This window comes from Mesorhizobium sp. M0051 (genome assembly GCF_040323235.1).
Classification (GTDB): domain Bacteria; phylum Pseudomonadota; class Alphaproteobacteria; order Rhizobiales; family Rhizobiaceae; genus Mesorhizobium.
The window spans coordinates 164,232-181,642 of sequence record NZ_JAMYUT010000003.1; the positions used below are offsets into that span (position 1 = coordinate 164,232).

Consider the following 17,411-nt stretch of genomic DNA (forward strand, 5'->3'; position numbering starts at 1 on the left):
CGTCATCCGAAGAATTTGCGCGCTTTCTCAAGCGCCTCGGCCAAAGCGTCAACTTCGGCCCTGGTATTATACATGCCGAACGATGCCCTGCATGTGGAGGTTACGCCGAAGCGTTTCAACAGCGGCTGGGCGCAGTGGGTGCCCGCGCGGACGGCAATGCCTTGCCGATCAATCACCATCGACACGTCATGCGCGTGAATACCCTGCAATTCGAACGAGATGATGGCGCCCTTATCCGGTGCGTCGCCGAAGATGCGCAGCGAGTTGATGGCGCGCAGCCGCTCATGCGCATAATTCTTGAGGTCGGCCTCATGGGCCGCAATGTGCTCGCGGCCGATCTTTTCCATATAGTCGAGCGCGGCGCCCAGCCCGATCGCCTGGACGATCGGCGGCGTGCCGGCCTCGAAGCGGTGTGGCGGCTCGTTGTAGGTGACGATGTCTTCCGTCACCTCCTCGATCATCTCGCCACCGCCCATGAAGGGGCGCATGCCCTCAAGAATGTCCTTCTTGCCGTAGAGCACGCCGATGCCCGAGGGGCCGTAGACTTTGTGGCCGGTGAAGACGAAGAAATCGCAGTCGAGATCCTGCACGTCAACAGGCATATGCACCGCGCTCTGGCTGCCGTCGACGAGTACGGGAATTCCACGCGAATGCGCGATGCGCACGATCTCCTTGATCGGCGTCACCGTGCCCAGCGCATTCGACATCTGCGTGATGGCAACGAGCTTTGTCTTGCTGGTCAGCCGCTTCTCGAATTCCTCGATGTGGAAGACGCCGAGATCGTCGACCGGTGCCCAGACCAGCTTGGCGCCCTGCCGCTCGCGGATGAAATGCCACGGTACGATGTTGGAGTGGTGCTCCATGATCGACAGCACGATCTCGTCGCCCTCGCCGATGTTGGGCATGCCATAGCCATAGGCGACCGTGTTGATGGCCGAGGTCGTGTTCGAGGTGAAGACGATGTTGTCGGTGCTTGGCGCGTTGAGGAAACGGCGCACCGTTTCCCGCGCCTTTTCATACGCGTCCGTCGCGGCATTGGAAAGAAAATGCAGGCCGCGATGGACGTTGGCGTATTCCTGGGAATAGGCGTGCTGTATCGTGTCCAGCACCACCTGCGGCTTCTGTGCCGAGGCGCCATTGTCGAGATAGACCAGCGGCTTGCCATAGACTTCCCGCGACAGGATCGGGAAATCGCCGCGGATCGCTTCGACGTCGTAGAAATCTCCGATCTTGCCCGGCGCGTTCATCACTTCACCCGTGTGCCACAAACCAGCCGTCGAGCCGCGCTTCGAGCGCCTCGACAATCGCCTCGTCGTCCAGTTCCTCGATCACCTCTGCCACGAAGGCTTTCACGAGCAACCCCCTCGCGGTCTTCTCGTCGACGCCACGTGCCATCAGGTAGAACAAATGGTCGTGGTCGATCTCGGTGACGGTCGCGCCATGGCCGCAGATGACGTCGTCGGCGAAGATTTCAAGCTCGGGCTTGGTCGAGAACTCGCCGTCGTCCGACAGCAGCAGCGTGTTGCAAGCCATCTTGGCGTTGGTCTTCTGCGCGTATTGATGGACGTTGATGCGGCCCTGGAAGGCGCCCCGCGCCTTGCCCGTCACCACATTGCGGATCACTTCCGTCGAGGTCGTGTGCGGCACGGCATGATCGAGAACCATGGTCACGTCGGTGTGGGTGTCGCCGGCCAGAAGATTGATGCCGCGCAGTTTGAAATCGGCGCCTTCGCCAGTCGTCCTGACCATGATCTCCTGACGCACGAGCTTGCCGCCGGCGTTCATGACGAACAGCGTCAGCTTCGCATTCTTGCCGATATGGGCCTTGAACTGCGCCAGATGCGTCGCCGTTTCCGGCTGCTCCTGCACGATCAGCCACGTCACCTCGGCGCCCTCGCCGAGCACGAGCTGGCTAACCGAGCTGACCAAAGCAGCCCCGTCACCCGTCTGACGCTCGACGATGACGGCCTTGGCGCCAGCGCCGATACGCACCGGCAAACGCACATGCGTCTGGCCGCCGGCCTGCAAATTCTGCAGTTCGATCGGCTTTTCCAGTTCAGTGCCATCGGCGATGTCGACAAAATATCCGTCGGCGACGAACGCCGTGTTTAGCGCGCCGATGGCATCGTCGCTGCCATAGGGATCGAGCCCTGGCGCGATGCTGCCATCGATCAGCTTCTCCGACAGAGGCTGGAAGGCGACGCCTTCGACCGCCGGCACCTTCGCGTCGGACTTGCCGTTCAGGATCGACACCACGGCAGAACCATCGACGATCGGTGCAACGGCCTTGGCCATGGCGGCCGGGTCGAAGTCGGGCACCGCATTCAACAGCCGGCGCAGGTCGGTGTAATGCCAGGATTCGATGCGCCGAGTCGGCAGGCCGTGCTTGATCGCCTCGATGGCGTCGTCGCGCTTCAGCATCACCGCGCCGTCGCCCGGCAGCAGCGACAGCCGGTCGCCGAACGCGTCGATCAACGCTGTCTCGGCCTGCGTCCGCTGCGGTTGAGTGTGCATATTCATCAATCTGCCCTCTGGCATCTCACGCGGCTTCGCCGATCACGCCGGCATAGCCATTGGCCTCAAGATCAAGCGCCAGCGACTTGTCGCCCGACTTGATGACCTGGCCCTTGTAGAGCACGTGCACGCTGTCCGGCACGATGTGTTCGAGCAGGCGCTGGTAATGGGTGATGACCAGGAATGCCCGGTCTGGCGCGCGCAGCGCGTTGACGCCGTCGGACACGATCTTCAGCGCGTCGATGTCGAGGCCGGAATCGGTCTCGTCGAGCACGCACAGCTTCGGCTCAAGCAGTTTCATCTGCAGGATCTCGGCGCGCTTCTTCTCGCCGCCGGAGAAGCCGACATTGAGCGGCCGCTTCAGCATCGCCATGTCCATGCTGAGCGAGGCAGCTGCCTCCTTCACCCGCTTCAGGAATTCCGGAATCTTCAACGGCTCCTCGCCACGCGCCTTGCGCTGCTCGTTCATCGCCACTTTCAGGAATTCCATGGTCGCCACGCCCGGTATCTCCATCGGGTACTGGAAGGCGAGGAAAATGCCCGACGTGGCACGCTCGGCCGGATCCATTTCGAGGATCGACTGGCCGTTGTAGAGGATGTCGCCCTCGGTCACCTCATAGTCCTCGCGGCCGGCGAGGATGTAGGACAGCGTCGACTTGCCCGAGCCGTTCGGTCCCATGATCGCAGCGACCTCGCCGGCTTTCACCGTCAGGCTCAGGCCGCGGATGATTTCGGTGCCGTCATCGACGATGCGGGCATGCAGATTTCTGATTTCAAGCATTCTTTTGTTTCCTGAATATCTGTCCGGTCAACCGACCGAGCCCTCAAGCGAAATTCCGATCAGCTTTTGCGCTTCGACCGCGAACTCCATCGGAAGTTGCTGGATCACATCCTTGACGAAGCCGTTGACGATCAGGGCGATCGCCTCTTCCTCGGGGATGCCGCGCTGCATGACGTAGAACTTCTGGTCCTCGGAAATCTTCGAGGTCGTGGCTTCATGCTCGAACTGCGCCGTCGAGTTCTTGGCTTCCATGTAGGGCACGGTGTGCGCGCCGCACTGGTCGCCGATCAGCAGACTGTCGCAGTTGGTGAAGTTGCGGGCGTTGGTCGCCTTGCGGTGCGCCGAGACCTGGCCGCGATAGGTGTTCTGCGAGAAGCCGGCGGCGATGCCCTTGGAGATGATGCGGCTCGACGTGTTCTTGCCGAGATGGATCATCTTGGTGCCGCTATCGACCTGCTGATAGCCGTTCGACACGGCGATCGAATAGAATTCGCCGCTGGAATCGTCGCCGCGCAGGATGCAACTCGGGTATTTCCAGGTGATCGCCGAACCGGTCTCGACCTGCGTCCACGAGATCTTCGAACGGTGACCACGGCAGTCACCGCGCTTGGTGACGAAATTGTAGATGCCGCCCTTGCCCTCGGCGTCGCCGGGATACCAGTTCTGCACCGTCGAATATTTGATCTCGGCATCGTCGAGCGCCACCAGTTCGACAACTGCCGCATGCAGCTGGTTCTCGTCGCGCTGCGGCGCCGTGCAACCTTCGAGATAGGAGACGTAGGCCCCCTCCTCGGCGATGATCAGCGTGCGCTCGAACTGGCCGGTGTTCTTCTCGTTCATGCGGAAATAGGTCGACAGTTCCATCGGGCAGCGTACGCCCTTGGGCACGAAGACGAACGAGCCGTCGGTGAACACGGCGGAGTTCAGCGTGGCGTAATAATTGTCGGAGGTCGGCACGACCGAACCGAGATATTTCTTCACCAGTTCCGGATGCTCGCGGATGGCTTCCGAGATCGAACAGAAGATGACGCCGGCCTGCGCCAGCTCTTTCTTGAAGGTGGTGACGACCGATACGGAATCGAACACGGCGTCGACCGCGACACGGCCCGATTTGTAGACATTGTCGCTGGCTTCCTCAAGCTCGGAGGCGTCAGCCTTTTGCACGCCGGCGAGAATTTCCTGTTCCCTCAACGGAATGCCGAGCTTCTCGTAGACCTTCAGCAGTTCGGGATCGACATCGCTCAGCGACGTCGGGCCGGGCGTGCTCTTCGGCGCAGCGTAATAGTAGATGTCCTGGAAATCGATCTTCGGATAATGGACGCGCGCCCAGGTCGGCTCGTCCAGCGTCAGCCAACGGCGATACGCTTCCAGACGCCATTCCAGCATCCAGGATGGCTCGTCCTTCTTGGCCGAAATGAAACGGATGATGTCTTCGCTCAGGCCCTTGGGGGCCTTGTCCATCGCTATTTCGGTCTGGAATCCATATTTGTATTGGTCGACGTCGATCTTTCGGACCCGATCGATCGTGTCCTGCACAGCAGGCATATGCGTTCTCCATCCACGCCGGGGTCAAGGCCCGACAGTTTTCAAACTATGGCACTGCCATTCAACGCCGAAAAAGCGCTAGCGGCAGCGTGAGTTCAATATAGTGCGCCTCGACCGGAAATTCACCCGGCCAATATGAAACGCACGGCTCTACCAGGCCGAAAGGCCCAAACTTGTCCAACCGCTCACGCGGCCTGGTCTCTATCCGCCTTATCCCTGGCGGTTTGCCGTGCGGCGATCCCCGCCAGCGCGGTGCGGAACAGCTCGATATCCTCAGCGCCCGTCGCCGAACCGATCGACACGCGCAAGGCGCCAAGACTGTCGCCGTATCCCATGGCCTTCAGCACATGGCTCGGTCCGACCTTGCCCGACGAACAGGCCGAGCCGGCCGATAGCGCCACGCCGGCCAGATCGAAAGCGATCTGAGCGGTTTCGGCTTTGACGCCCGCAATAGCGAAGAATGTCGTATTGGCAAGCCTTGGCGCACCCGTTCCAAAGATTTCCGCGTCCGGCACCAACATTTTCACGATGGCTTCGATCTCGTCGCGGCGCTGCCGCACCGCATCCATGGCCGGCAGCCCGGCCAGAGCCTCGCATGCGGCGGCGCCAAAACCGGCAATGGCGGCGAGGTTTTCGGTGCCGCCACGGTGGCCCTTTTCCTGGCCGCCGCCATTGATCAGCGGCTTCGGCATCATCAGATTGGAGGCGGCGACAATGGCGCCGACGCCCTTGGGGCCGCCGATCTTGTGCGAAGACAGTATCAGATAATCGGCGTAACCCGCTGACATGTCGATTGAAACGCGCCCCGCAGCCTGGACGGCGTCGACGACGAGGATGCCGCCCGCCTGCTTGACGATCCCGGCGATGCGATCGATCGGCTGAATGACACCGGTCTCGTTGTTGGCGGCATGGATGGCGACCAGCGGCAGGCCATCGGCCTTGTCATGCGCCACAAGCGCTGCGGCCAAGGCTGCAAGATCGGCGGTACCGTCAGCATCGACGCCGAGCCGCGTCACCAGGCCGGCCGGGAAGCGCCCGCCGTTCAACAGACAGGGATGATCGGCTTCGGACACGTAGAGCCGGCTCATGCGTATGGCGCCGCGTCCCATCTGCCAATCGGGTGAAAGCAGCGTCGAGGCAGATTCAGTCGCGCCGGAGGTGAACACGATGTGCTCGGGCTTGGCGTTGACAAGTGCCGCCACGTCACGCCTTGCGGTCTCGATCAGGCGTCGCGCGGCGCGCCCTTCGGCATGGACCGAGGACGGGTTGGCGGCGATATCGAGCGCCGCGACCATAGCCTCGCGGGCCACTGCAAGCAGCGGCGCACTGGCATTGTAGTCGAGATAGGCTCGTTTTGCGGCCATTTTCGTCCAGTTGGTCCCGTTAGAAGCCATTCCGCCGACGTATCGCGTTATTTCCTTGAAATTCCAAGGCGAGGCGTCCTATTTACGCGGCTTGCGGCGCGGGTGGCCCGGCTCGATGTCTTGCCACTCAGTTTTGAACAATTCTAAACTAGCTTCTAAGAAGACGCTCGCCCTGCGTCAAGGCCAGAGGAAGACATGTTCCGGGCGCCGCGCATTCGTTGCAAGTGGAGTATTTTATGCCTGAGGTCATTTTCACCGGTCCTGCCGGCCGCCTGGAGGGGCGCTACCAGCCTTCCAAGGAAAAGAGCGCGCCGATAGCCATCGTGTTGCACCCGCACCCTCAGTTCGGCGGCACGATGAACAACAAGATCGTCTACGACCTCTTCTACATGTTCCAGAAGCGGGATTTCACGACGCTTCGCTTCAATTTCCGCGGCATTGGCCGCAGCCAGGGCGAATTCGATCACGGCACCGGCGAATTGTCGGATGCCGCCGCAGCGCTGGATTGGGTGCAGTCGCTGCATCCGGATTCCAAGAGTTGCTGGGTCGCCGGTTACTCCTTCGGCTCCTGGATCGGCATGCAGCTTTTGATGCGCCGGCCGGAGATCGAAGGTTTCATCTCGATCGCGCCGCAGCCCAACACCTATGATTTCTCGTTCCTGGCGCCCTGCCCGTCATCGGGCCTGATCATCCATGGCGATGCCGACAAGGTGGCGCCACCAAAGGATGTGCAAGGCCTGGTCGACAAGCTGCACACGCAAAAAGGCATCACCATCACGCAGAAGACGTTGCCCGGCGCCAACCATTTCTTCTCCAACGACGCCGACCTGTTGCTCGAGGAATGCGCTGATTATCTCGACCGCCGGCTTGCCGGTGAATTGTCGGATCCGCGGCCGAAGCGGCTGAGATAGACGGGGAAGAACTGCAGCCACGTACGAGCCTCCTCGTCTCAGGGAAAGGCGCACGCCAGGGGCGGTTCGAGCCGAACCGAGCGTTCAGGCCTTCCTTGTCGGTCCGACCAGCCGAAATGTGTTCTTGCGGACCGGCAGTCCGGACGGCATCGGACGAAAGATGAAGCCGAGCCGGGCAAAGAGCAGCCCGCAGGCCAGCGCGAAGGCGCAGCCGAGGCCGAAGCCGGCAACGGTGTCGCTGGGATAGTGCGCGCCGACGAAGACCCGCGTCGAGGCGATGCAAGCCGTGATCGCCAATGCGATGTACCAGCGCCTTGGAAACAGCAGCAGAGCGACGCCGAATACGGCGCCCATGGTCGTGGCATGGCCGGACGGGAAGCCGGCGAAGCGCGCATCAAAAGCGAAGGGATGCAAGGCCAGCACACCAAAGTCGCCGAAATAGAGCGGGCGAGCCCGACCGATCGCGTATTTCAGCACATTGACGGCGAGGCCCGACAGGCCGACGGCGCCCAGCACCAGAAAAGCCAGGCAGGTCCAGTTGTAGGCGAGCATCAGCGAGCGCCTCGAGAGGCTTCGCCAGTTCGTCAGGTTCGCGGCAACCAGCAGAAGCGCCGACGGGATGAGATACCAGCCACCCAGGCCGAACTGTGTGAAAAAGTCGGCAAGTCGGACAAATTTCGCCGACCACTGGCCGTGAAGCATTCCGGCCGGCGTGTCGAGGCGGACGAACGCTGCTGCCGTCAACAAAGCCCAGACCAGCACCCAGACCGACCACAAGATGTTCGGGTATCTGGCCGGACGGACGGCAAAGCGCCTTTTGACGATCTGCATCGTATCGCGAAAATTGTCGACGGACCGGCGCCCTAGCCCAAGGAGCAGGCCGGAAACGGAAGGGCGCGATTTCACCAGCATTGGAAATTCGACCCCATTGTTGCCGTCATGGGCATCGACGAGCCGTCATTGGGCCACACGATAGAGGCCGAGAGACAGTTTGTCTCCCGACGAGTAGTTGAGCCCGTCGATCCGCGCCACTCGGTTTGCCGACTTGCCTTGTGCGGCCAGCAGGCCGTTCAATTTCTGCTCGTCGCCGACCTGTGCCAGCGCCAGCGCGCAGGCCGGGTCGCCAAGCAGATGCCTGGCGACGCCATCGACATCGGTCAGCACCGTCTTCGTGCCCACCAGGAACACCAGGCTCGGCTCGTGATATTCCGCCGAGGCGAGCACCGTGGTCTCGCAGGGCCTGTTGGCACGGACCGCCGCCTCGACGGCCGGGCTCAGCCAGATCGGCTTCAGCGAAGGCGCGATGACGCCGAACAGCAGGCCATAGGTGATGCCCGCGCAGACCGCGATGGCGCCGATGCGGCGCAGCGGCACTTGCAGCTGCCGCGAAAAGGCGAAATAGCCCGCCCCCAGCGCCGCCGCAGCGGCCGGGATGCTCCACCAGGAGAAGGTGCCGGTGAGGTAGATCGGCGCTTCGATGCAGACTACCGCAAGGCCGAGGCTGACCACGACCAGACCGAATGCTGTCGACCACCACAACCAATTCTGCCAGCGCTTGAGCGGCGCATTCGCCTCCTGCGGCGACAACGTCAGCAGCCAGCCGATCAGCAGCGCCATGCCGGGATAGGCCGGCAGGACATAGTGCGGCAGCTTGGTCGGAATCAACTCGAACACCAGCCAGAACGGAATGTACCAGGCGAGGCAGAAACGCAGCCGCGGATCGTCGCGCAACCGGTTGAGGGCCTGGAGCCCGGCGCCGACCGCGATCAGGCCGAAGGGCCACATGAACAGCGAATAGGTCAGCATGTAGAAACCGGGCGGCAGGCCGTGCGACTCCTCACCCGACGCGACCTTGGCCACCATGTCCTTGCCGACGGCATCCTGCAGAAAGGCGCCACCGCTCTTCCAGGTGATGAGCGCGACCCAGGGCAGCACGATAAGGAGCACCAGAGCGACGCCGCGCCCGAGCTTCAGCTTCAGGATCCAGCGCCAGTCGCGCTCGAAGGCGAAAAGGGTGGCGACCGTCAGTACCGACAACAGCGGGGCGACGGGTCCTTTGATAAGGATCCCCAGGCCTTGGGCCGCCCAGAAGACCCACGGCAGATGGGCGGCTATCGGTTCCTTTCGCCGCGACGCCAGATAGATCTGGGCGAGCGCGCCTTGAGCCGCAACGCAGCAAGCCAGCAGCATCGCGTCGGTCTTGGCGTCGCGGCCCTCGAAGGCGGTGGCGAAGATCGCCGCCATCATCAGACCGGCGGCGAGACCCGCATTGGCCCCGAAGAGCTTGGTGCCCGTCCAGGCGATACCGACGACGGACAGGGCAATGCCAAGCATGGAGACGAGGCGATAGACCCAGATCGGCGCCGCCGCGCCCTCGCCGCTCAGCGCCACGGCCGCCGATTGAAGCCAATAGATGCCGATCGGCTTCTTGTAGCGCGAGGCATCCTGAAAACGGATGTCGACATAGTCGGAGGTTTCGACCATCTGCTTGGTGGCCTGGACAAAACGCGACTCGTCGCGGTCGACCGGCGGAAGGCTCATCAGGCCGCCGAAAGTCATCAGCAGACTGAACAGAAAGAGGAGGAGATAGTTCCTGTTCATCGCGGGAGCTTTCCGGGTCTGATCTGCGGGATGGCGCCGTCGTGGCGCTTCGGCCCTGCCCCTGCGCGGCGCCTCAATACGCCAGCCAAAAGGATGAGGCAAGAAGTGGGCTTGGCCATCTAGGGCTCCGAACTCAGGTAAAACCTGACGGCAGCCAGTTCAGCGGTGTCGGCAGCTTCTGTACCGGCAGCTTTTCACGATAGGAATTTTTTCTTGACTCTGTGCCCTCAGCTATGGTACATATTCCTCTATGGTGCTGATTTGCGCCAGTGACCCGCCGCACAGGCGGGTTTTTCGTTTCCGTCAGCCTACGCGCCGGCGAAGGCTCCGAAGGAACCCGTTAACCCGAGTCGTTGCCCTACTTGGCCACCCGCCCGGGCCGCAAAACCGGAAACCACTTTTGCTGATCGCGCTTGGATGCTAAACGCCCGCGTTCATGCACGTCCGAGCCGCAGCGGCCGGGTGCTTTCGGGAAAGAAACAATGTCCGCCTTCAAATCCGATTTCCTGCGCACGATGAGCGAGCGCGGTTTCATCCACCAGACTTCGGATGATGCCGGCCTCGACAATATCTTCGCCAAGGAGACGGTGACGGCCTATATCGGCTTCGACGCTACCGCCAAGAGCCTGCACGCCGGCTCGCTGATCCAGATCATGATGCTGCACTGGCTGCAGCAGACCGGTCATCGGCCGATCGCGCTGATGGGTGGCGGCACCTCGATGATCGGCGACCCGTCGTTCAAGGACGAGGCGCGCAAGCTGCTGACCCCGCAGGACATCGACGACAATCTCGCCGGCATCCGCCGCAACTTCATGCCGTATCTCAAATTCGGCAGCGGTCCGAACGACGCCATCATGGTAAACAACGCCGACTGGCTGATGGAGATCAACTACGTCAATTTCCTGCGGGACGTCGGCCGTCACTTTTCCGTCAACCGCATGCTGGCCTTCGATTCCGTCAAGCTCCGGCTCGATCGCGAGCAGTCGCTGTCGTTCCTCGAATTCAACTACATGATCCTGCAAGCCTATGATTTCGTCGAACTCTACAAGCGTCTCGGCTGCCGCCTGCAGATGGGTGGCTCCGACCAGTGGGGCAACATCATCAACGGCATCGATCTCGGCCACCGCATGGAGAACGCGCAGCTTTATGCGCTGACCACGCCGCTGCTCACCACCTCGTCGGGCGCCAAGATGGGCAAGTCTGCCTCGGGCGCGGTCTGGCTCGATGCGGAGATGCTGAGCCCCTATGAATTCTGGCAGTACTGGCGCAACACCGAGGATGCCGACGTTGCCCGCTTCCTGAAACTCTACACGACATTGCCGCTGGACGAGGTCGCACGGCTAGAGCGGCTCGGCGGGTCCGAAATCAACGAGGCGAAGAAAATCCTCGCCACCGAGATCACCGCCTTGCTGCACGGCCGCGCAGCCGCGGAGCAAGCCAGCGATACGGCGCGCAAGACGTTCGAGGAAGGCGCGCTCGCCGAAACATTGCCGACCGTCGAGGTTGACAAGGCCGCGCTCGAGGCCGGCGTCGGTATCCTGTCGCTGCTCGTCACCGCCGGACTGGCGGCGTCGAACGGCGAGGCGCGGCGGCATGTTCAAGGTGGTGCCGTGCGCCTGAACGACGAGCCGGTCAGCGACGAGCGCCGGCTGGTGACCTCCAAGGATTTGAGTCCGGAAAACGTCGTCAAGCTGTCTTTGGGAAAGAAAAAACACATTCTGGTGCGGCCGGTCTAACCGGAGCCTGATCTATCCCGGCCGTCTCTTAGGTGTACGGTTTAATTTTCCCACAAGAGTCTATCCAGATGTAAAAAGGATCATTTTGGAAAGACTCTTCACCCGTCGGAGTAAGGAAACGCAGCTTGTAATTCACGGTAACGATTTTTGCCGCATAACCTGACACCACGGTCCACCAATCCGGCGGAAATACGGGCTCGCGCGGTCCGTCAAAGCGACCGATGCGACAGCAGTTTGGGTTTTTCTTAACAAAATCAGAAGCGTCTTCGTAGTTGACGATCGTTACATTTGAATAATCGGTAGACTTGTCTGCATAGCTCAGAAGAATTCTTCCTCTCTCCTGAGTAAGTTCGACAAGTTTTGGAATATCCGCAACGGCAGCCGCCAAGAGCTCGTCGTCCGACAGGAACTTGCGCTGCGCAAAGCAGAAATTGGATGCGTTGAGTGACCCGCCGGCGATGACCAGGAGTGCGGCACCAGCGCCCAGTGCAATCAAGATCTTGGCTAGCATCGTCACCGGTCGCGCCTCACCGGTATTCGAAGATCGACCTGAATATTCCAGGCGCGATGACCGACAGCGGATTGATGTCGAGCAGCGGCTTGTTGGCATTGCCCTTGAGCCGGTAGGTCACGCCGATCAGGCCACGGTCGCGGCCATTGCCGAGCAGCGCGCCAACGATGGGCAACTCCCCGAAGATGCGATTGAGGCCATAGACCGGCATGAACGTGCCGGTCATGTCCATGTTGTTGTTCTGGTCGTAGAGCGTGCCCTGGAACGTCGTACCGATGCGCGGGCCGCGCAGCACGCCATTGGCCAGTTTCAGGTAGCCGCTGCCCTTGTCGATCTCGGCATAGCCGCGCTCGAACTTCACCCGCGACGTGTCCAGCTTACCCTTGACCGCCTGATCGAGGCTGCGGTTGTCGCCGGCCGGCGTGGTCGAGACGATAGAGGCCAGTTTCGGCTCGTTGACCACGAAAAAGTTGCTGGTGTCGACCTTGCCCTTCAGCGCTCCGTCGCTCGGCCCCGCCAGCGCCAGGGTGATCGTTCCGCCTTCCATATGCTCATAGATGTTGAGGAACCTGAGGACGGCGCCAGCGTCCGCGGACTGCATGTTGAGGGCGCGTCGGCCGGCACCGGTGGTGTTGCTGATGGTTATGGCAGCGCCCGAACTTGCCATGGCGCTGACCTTCAGCCCGTTCACCCGCGATCCGGCCGCACTGTAGTCGAGCTTCAAATTAGACAATTGCTCGTCGTGGAAACCGGTCAGCTGATCGACATCGGCGCTGACGGAAATGGCGTCGGAACCTGTCGTCTTGGTGGCCGTATCCACATCCGAAGTGAACTGCTTGATGAGCGACCGGGCATCCAGGGCATTGCCTGTGATGTCGACCGCATAGCTCTTGCCGGATCGCTTCACCGAAACCGCGACGTCGTCGCCCCTGTTCAAGGTGACCTTGCTGAACCGCGCCGACGACAAGGCACCATTGACCAGCACGATGCTGCCGTCGATCGAGAAACTCTCTCCGTCGAGGTTGAAGTCGGACAGCGTCGTCGTATCGCCGGCCTTGGTCATGACGAATGTGACATTGGCGGGGACCCCCGCGCCCTTGCTCCAACCCGCCCAGGGGATGTCCAGCCTGGCATTGGTCAGATCGGCCGAGACGTTCTGGTTGCCGCTCCCGTTCTTGTCGATCGCTACTTTCACCGTTCCGGCAAGCAGCGGCTTCAGACCCGGCATGGCGGCGGCGCGGACCTTGTCGTCGAGCACCAAGGCCACCTTGCGGCTGCGCGCCGGCCCATCATCCCTGAGCGGCTCGATCAGATCGAGTTCGGCCGGAATGCCGTTCAGCGACGCCTTGGCGGAGATCACCGCCTTAACGGGGTCGACGGTGATCGAACCGTCGGCATCCGTCACGGTCTGCCCCTCGAAGGGCTTGGCCAACGACATGCCGGTGTAGTCGAGCGACACCAGCCAATCGAGCTTCGAGGAGTCGACGCCGGACTGCAGCGGAATATTCGCCCTGACGTGGCCGGTGACGCTGCCCGACAGTTCTTCCGGCAGAATGCCGACATGACGCATGGCGTTGATCGGCTCGTAGGATGCGAGTTCGGCAACAGCGGATGCGTCGCCGTCAACGTCGATGTCGAGCGCGCCGATGACCGGCGGGTGATTGGCCGCCTTGATCGCCAGCGTGCCATTGCTGGCCGCCACGGTGCGGCCGCTGGGCATATAGACGGTGCCAGAGGACAGGGAGATATCGACATCGTTGCCGTGAAAGCCGACGACGCCAACCGCGTCGCGTATCGGCGGAATGCGGCCGGCCGTGTCGAAGCGCGAACCCTCGATCTGGAAGCGGCCGAATATTTCGTCGGCGGACAGCGGCACGCCGTTGCCCAGCCGGCCCGGCACGACCTGGAACTGGAGGTTGGCGTCGACGACGCGGCCGCCGAACAGATTGGCGAGCACCCACAGCCGCGCGTTGCGCGCCGAAAACCACGGCCACAGCTGCTTGACGTGAGAGACCTGCATGTTGTGGATATTGACGGCAAGGTTGATCCCCGGCGCCTTGCCGTCGACGAACGCCACGGCAGCGGTGCCAAGCACTTCGCTGGAGGCAGCGGACCGAAGCGCGATCTGGTCGGCGACCAGTCTGTGGCTAACCGTGTTGTAGACACCGGCAATCCGGGCGAGGAAGGTCAGCGCTGGCTCAGGCGACTCCGAAGGCGCCAGCGACGAACCGTCGCTGGTCAGGTCATAGCGATAGGAAGGCTCCTCACCCGCCGCCCCGCTTGTCGGCTTCGGACCGATCGAACCCGCGAAATCGAATGTCGAGCGACCAGTCTTCAGCAGCAACCTGTCGACCTGAACCTTGTTGCTGCCGGCAACAAGCGTTGCGTCGACATCGACGTCGGCCGGCAGCAGCCCGCGTGTGCCCAGATCGAGAACGGAACCCGTCGACGACAAAAGAGCCGTCAGCCGCGATGCATTTGCCCCCGATCCTTCCGATCCCGTCAGCTTCAGCGCGACAGCGCCCAACTTCCCGGCGGCGGCCGCGGGACCGTCGGCATCCGCCAGGTCGATGATGGCGTCCAGCGCCGTGACGCGGTGTGCCGCGATGTCGCGGGTGGCGGAAGCGGCAACGGTAACCGTCCTGCCGTTGACATCCGCCTTGGATGAAAACTGCATGCCGCCCGGTCCCGATTGCACGACGGTGGCGTCGGTTATCTTGAAGAGGTTGATCGTTCCGGTTTCGGGCAGCACGAATTCGACATTGCGAAGATCGATCTGGCGCAGCGAATCTTCCCGCACGGCATCGAGCGCGCGGTTGACGTTTCCGAACACCGCATTGGACAGCTTCTCCGGGTCGATGAGGCCGTCCGCATTGCGCAGGGCGGCGGTCCAGTCGCCGCCGGACGGCATCGCCGCCACGACTATGCGAGCATCGGAGATCCTGGCGCTGGTCAGCCGCACATCCCCCCACAGCAGCGGAACCAGGCGCACGCCGAATCGCACGCGGCCGGCATCGGCCATCGGCTTGCCGTCGGCGGTCTTCAGGCTGACGTCGCTGACCTGGAGCGCTATGAAACTCGAACTGTCGAGCGTGATGCGCGCCGGCCCGACCGCGACATTGACATCGACGCCGGCCAGTTTCTCAAGAGCCGTTTCCGCCTCGATGCGAAGCCGGTCGGCCCCGATGCCGGAGGCGCCAACCAGATAAACGAGCACGGCGGCCAGCAATACAAGAGCGACCAGACTGGCGAACAGCCGCGACAAGATGCGAAAGCCGCGTCCGATCCGCGCCTGACCGAGCGGCGGCACGCGACACGCCGACGGGAAAGCCGCCAGGTCGGTGATCTCGCCACGCCTGAACCGGATCTTCTTGTGCTGCGGTTGCTCCTGATCCAAGCAATTTTCCGTTGTACGAACTCGATCGTGGACGACTCCCCGCTCGACACTATATCGGTGTGGCTTCGCGCGTAACCTCAAACAAGGGCATCGGTATGGCTGACCTCGACGTAGGCGATCTTGCGCCGCAATTCGATCTGCCGCGCGACGGCGGCGGATCGCTCAGCCTTGCCGCATTCTCCGGCAAGCCCATTGTCCTCTATTTCTATCCGCAGGATGACACAACAAGCTGCACGCAAGAGGCGATCAGCTTTTCGCAGCTGAAGCCAGACTTCGAGAAGGCGGGCGCCGTGGTGATCGGCCTGTCGCCCGACACCGCCAGGAAGCACGACAAGTTCAAGTCGAAATACAATCTGACCATCGACCTTGCCGCCGACGAGGAGCGCAAAGTGATCGAGGCTTACCATCTGTGGGTCGAGAAATCGATGTATGGCCGCAAATACATGGGCGTCGAGCGCGCGACGTTCCTGATCGGTCGCGACGGACGGATCGCCAGGATCTGGCGCAAGGTCCGCGTCAAGGGCCATGCCGAAGAGGTGCTCGAGGCCGTTCGCGCGCTTTGAGCGCTTACCGCACGGCTGTTCGTGCCTTCCCCCCAAACTTTATGCTCGCCTGACGGGCGCCGCCGCAAGCCGGTGCACAACAAGCCTTTGTTAACCTTAATAATGTGTAGTCAAGCTGTCGTGGTGTCGTAACCGAAAGCTTGGTCCCGTGAACGCAACCGGTCAGTCAGCAGTCTTCGGCAGGCGCAAGGAGCCCCATACGGTCATCATCGCCCGGGGCAATGAGATCAGGCACTTCACGATCCGTCCCTGGCTCGCGGCTTTTGTCGGCTCGGCGCTGGCCGCCATTGCCATCGGCTACCTCATGGCCACCTCTTATCTCGTGCTGCGTGACGATTTGATCGGCGCCACCACGGCGCGGCAGGCACGCATGCAGCAAGCCTATGAAGATCGCATTTCGGCGCTTCGCGCCCAGGTCGACCGCATCACCAGCCGCCAGTTGCTCGACCAGCAGCTGATGGAAACCAAGGTCAGCGAACTGCTGGAACGGCAGAGCCAGTTGAGCCAGCGCCACGGTAGGCTTGACCCGCTGCTCGAACGTGCGGAGAACGAAGTCGGCGCGGCGCCAGCCGAAGATCCGGCAGCGGTGGGCAAACCGGACAAACGCGCCGAAGTGATCGGCAGCATCAAGGAGCCAGCGCAGAACTATGCGGTCGCCAGCCTTGGCGCCGACCTCGGCGCCGGCGACACCAGGCCGTTTTCGCTATGGTCGACCCGCTCCGATCCGCTGCCCAACGATTCCGCCGCCGATCGTGCCGACAAATTGTTCGTGTCGATCAACCAGTCGCTGAAATCCATCGAGAATGACCAACTGACCCGCATCAGCACGCTTGCCGACAACGCGTATAAGAGCGCCGACGCGATCACACAGGCGCTTCAGGCAGCAGGACTGCCGGTCGACAGCGATTTCGGCAAGGGCGATAGCGATGTCGGCGGACCGCTGATCCCGCTCGACTCCTCGATGAAGTTCGACAGCAAGGTCAAGGAATTGGACGAAGCGCTTGATGCGCTCGACCATCTCAAGAAGGAAGCGCGCCGGCTGCCGCTCACCAACCCGGCGCCGGGTCACTCCGTCACCAGCCCGTTCGGGGTGCGCACCGATCCCCTTCTCGGCACCGCGGCACTCCATTCCGGCATGGACTTCAGGGCCCCGATCGGCATGGCCGCCAAGGTCACGGCTCCCGGTGTCGTCACCAAGGCAGGCTGGAACGGCGGCTATGGCCGCATGGTGGAAGTCGACCACGGCAATGGCTTTGCGACGCGTTACGGACATCTCAGCGAAATCGACGTGACCGTGGGCGAGAAACTGGATGCCGGCGCCGTCATCGGCAAGACCGGCAGCAGCGGCCGGTCGACCGGCCCGCATCTGCATTATGAAGTCCGCCACAATGGCGAAGCGATCGATCCACTGCGCTTCCTCACCGTCGGCAGGAAGGTCGCACAGTACCTCTGAGGAATGCAGGCCGGGAGCAGAATCCCGGCTCTCAG

General features: G+C 62.2%; 13 protein-coding genes. 4 read left to right on the top strand and 9 right to left on the bottom strand.

Going from position 1 to position 17,411, the window contains the following annotated elements:
* Positions 1 to 2: 2 nt before the first annotated feature.
* The 5 genes from NKJ90_RS04595 to NKJ90_RS04615 all read right to left on the bottom strand — a co-directional run bounded on the left by NKJ90_RS04595 (position 3) and on the right by NKJ90_RS04615 (position 6,204).
* Positions 3 to 1,247 carry a cysteine desulfurase gene (locus NKJ90_RS04595; protein WP_352485725.1) on the bottom strand — a complete coding sequence of 415 codons (1,245 nt, stop codon included), beginning with the start codon at positions 1,245 to 1,247 and terminating at the stop codon, positions 3 to 5.
* 4 nt (positions 1,248 to 1,251) lie between these two features.
* On the bottom strand, positions 1,252 to 2,520 hold the full coding sequence (gene sufD / locus NKJ90_RS04600; RefSeq protein WP_023759795.1) for a Fe-S cluster assembly protein SufD: 1,269 nt from the start codon (positions 2,518 to 2,520) through the stop codon (positions 1,252 to 1,254).
* Positions 2,521 to 2,539: 19 nt separating this feature from the next.
* Positions 2,540 to 3,295, bottom strand: coding sequence for a Fe-S cluster assembly ATPase SufC (gene sufC / locus NKJ90_RS04605; RefSeq protein ID WP_023759796.1), 756 nt, complete (start codon positions 3,293 to 3,295; stop codon positions 2,540 to 2,542).
* A gap of 27 nt (positions 3,296 to 3,322) precedes the next feature.
* Positions 3,323 to 4,840, bottom strand: coding sequence for a Fe-S cluster assembly protein SufB (gene sufB / locus NKJ90_RS04610; protein WP_023759797.1), 1,518 nt, complete (start codon positions 4,838 to 4,840; stop codon positions 3,323 to 3,325).
* 185 nt (positions 4,841 to 5,025) lie between these two features.
* Positions 5,026 to 6,204, bottom strand: coding sequence for a cysteine desulfurase family protein (locus NKJ90_RS04615; protein WP_023759798.1), 1,179 nt, complete (start codon positions 6,202 to 6,204; stop codon positions 5,026 to 5,028).
* A 236-nt stretch (positions 6,205 to 6,440) separates the two neighbouring features.
* Between NKJ90_RS04615 and NKJ90_RS04620 the strand changes: the two genes are divergently transcribed.
* Positions 6,441 to 7,115: an alpha/beta hydrolase gene (locus tag NKJ90_RS04620; protein WP_013532163.1), complete on the top strand. Its 675-nt coding sequence runs from the start codon at positions 6,441 to 6,443 to the stop codon at positions 7,113 to 7,115.
* 84 nt (positions 7,116 to 7,199) lie between these two features.
* Here NKJ90_RS04620 and NKJ90_RS04625 read toward each other — a convergent pair whose 3' ends face one another.
* Entirely contained in the window at positions 7,200 to 8,027 is an 828-nt protein-coding gene (locus NKJ90_RS04625) for a phosphatase PAP2 family protein (RefSeq protein WP_023759799.1), read from the bottom strand.
* A 45-nt stretch (positions 8,028 to 8,072) separates the two neighbouring features.
* Positions 8,073 to 9,716, bottom strand: coding sequence for an ArnT family glycosyltransferase (locus NKJ90_RS04630; RefSeq protein ID WP_352485728.1), 1,644 nt, complete (start codon positions 9,714 to 9,716; stop codon positions 8,073 to 8,075).
* Between the two features lie 482 nt (positions 9,717 to 10,198).
* On the opposite strand from NKJ90_RS04630, the gene tyrS reads away from it, so the two are divergent.
* Complete coding sequence (gene tyrS / locus NKJ90_RS04635) at positions 10,199 to 11,452, top strand: tyrosine--tRNA ligase (RefSeq protein ID WP_023759801.1); 1,254 nt, start codon at positions 10,199 to 10,201, stop codon at positions 11,450 to 11,452.
* 28 nt (positions 11,453 to 11,480) lie between these two features.
* On the opposite strand, the gene NKJ90_RS04640 is transcribed toward tyrS, so the two are convergent.
* Both NKJ90_RS04640 and NKJ90_RS04645 read right to left on the bottom strand, forming a co-directional pair.
* Positions 11,481 to 11,969 carry a hypothetical protein gene (locus tag NKJ90_RS04640; protein ID WP_156938558.1) on the bottom strand — a complete coding sequence of 163 codons (489 nt, stop codon included), beginning with the start codon at positions 11,967 to 11,969 and terminating at the stop codon, positions 11,481 to 11,483.
* 10 nt (positions 11,970 to 11,979) lie between these two features.
* Entirely contained in the window at positions 11,980 to 15,360 is a 3,381-nt protein-coding gene (locus NKJ90_RS04645) for a YhdP family protein (protein ID WP_352485731.1), read from the bottom strand.
* Between the two features lie 95 nt (positions 15,361 to 15,455).
* Between NKJ90_RS04645 and NKJ90_RS04650 the strand changes: the two genes are divergently transcribed.
* A complete protein-coding gene (locus NKJ90_RS04650) occupies positions 15,456 to 15,923 on the top strand; it encodes a peroxiredoxin (protein WP_023759803.1) in 468 nt (155 codons plus the stop codon).
* Between the two features lie 148 nt (positions 15,924 to 16,071).
* Complete coding sequence (locus NKJ90_RS04655) at positions 16,072 to 17,376, top strand: M23 family metallopeptidase (protein ID WP_352485732.1); 1,305 nt, start codon at positions 16,072 to 16,074, stop codon at positions 17,374 to 17,376.
* The last annotated feature ends 35 nt before the right edge of the window (positions 17,377 to 17,411 follow it).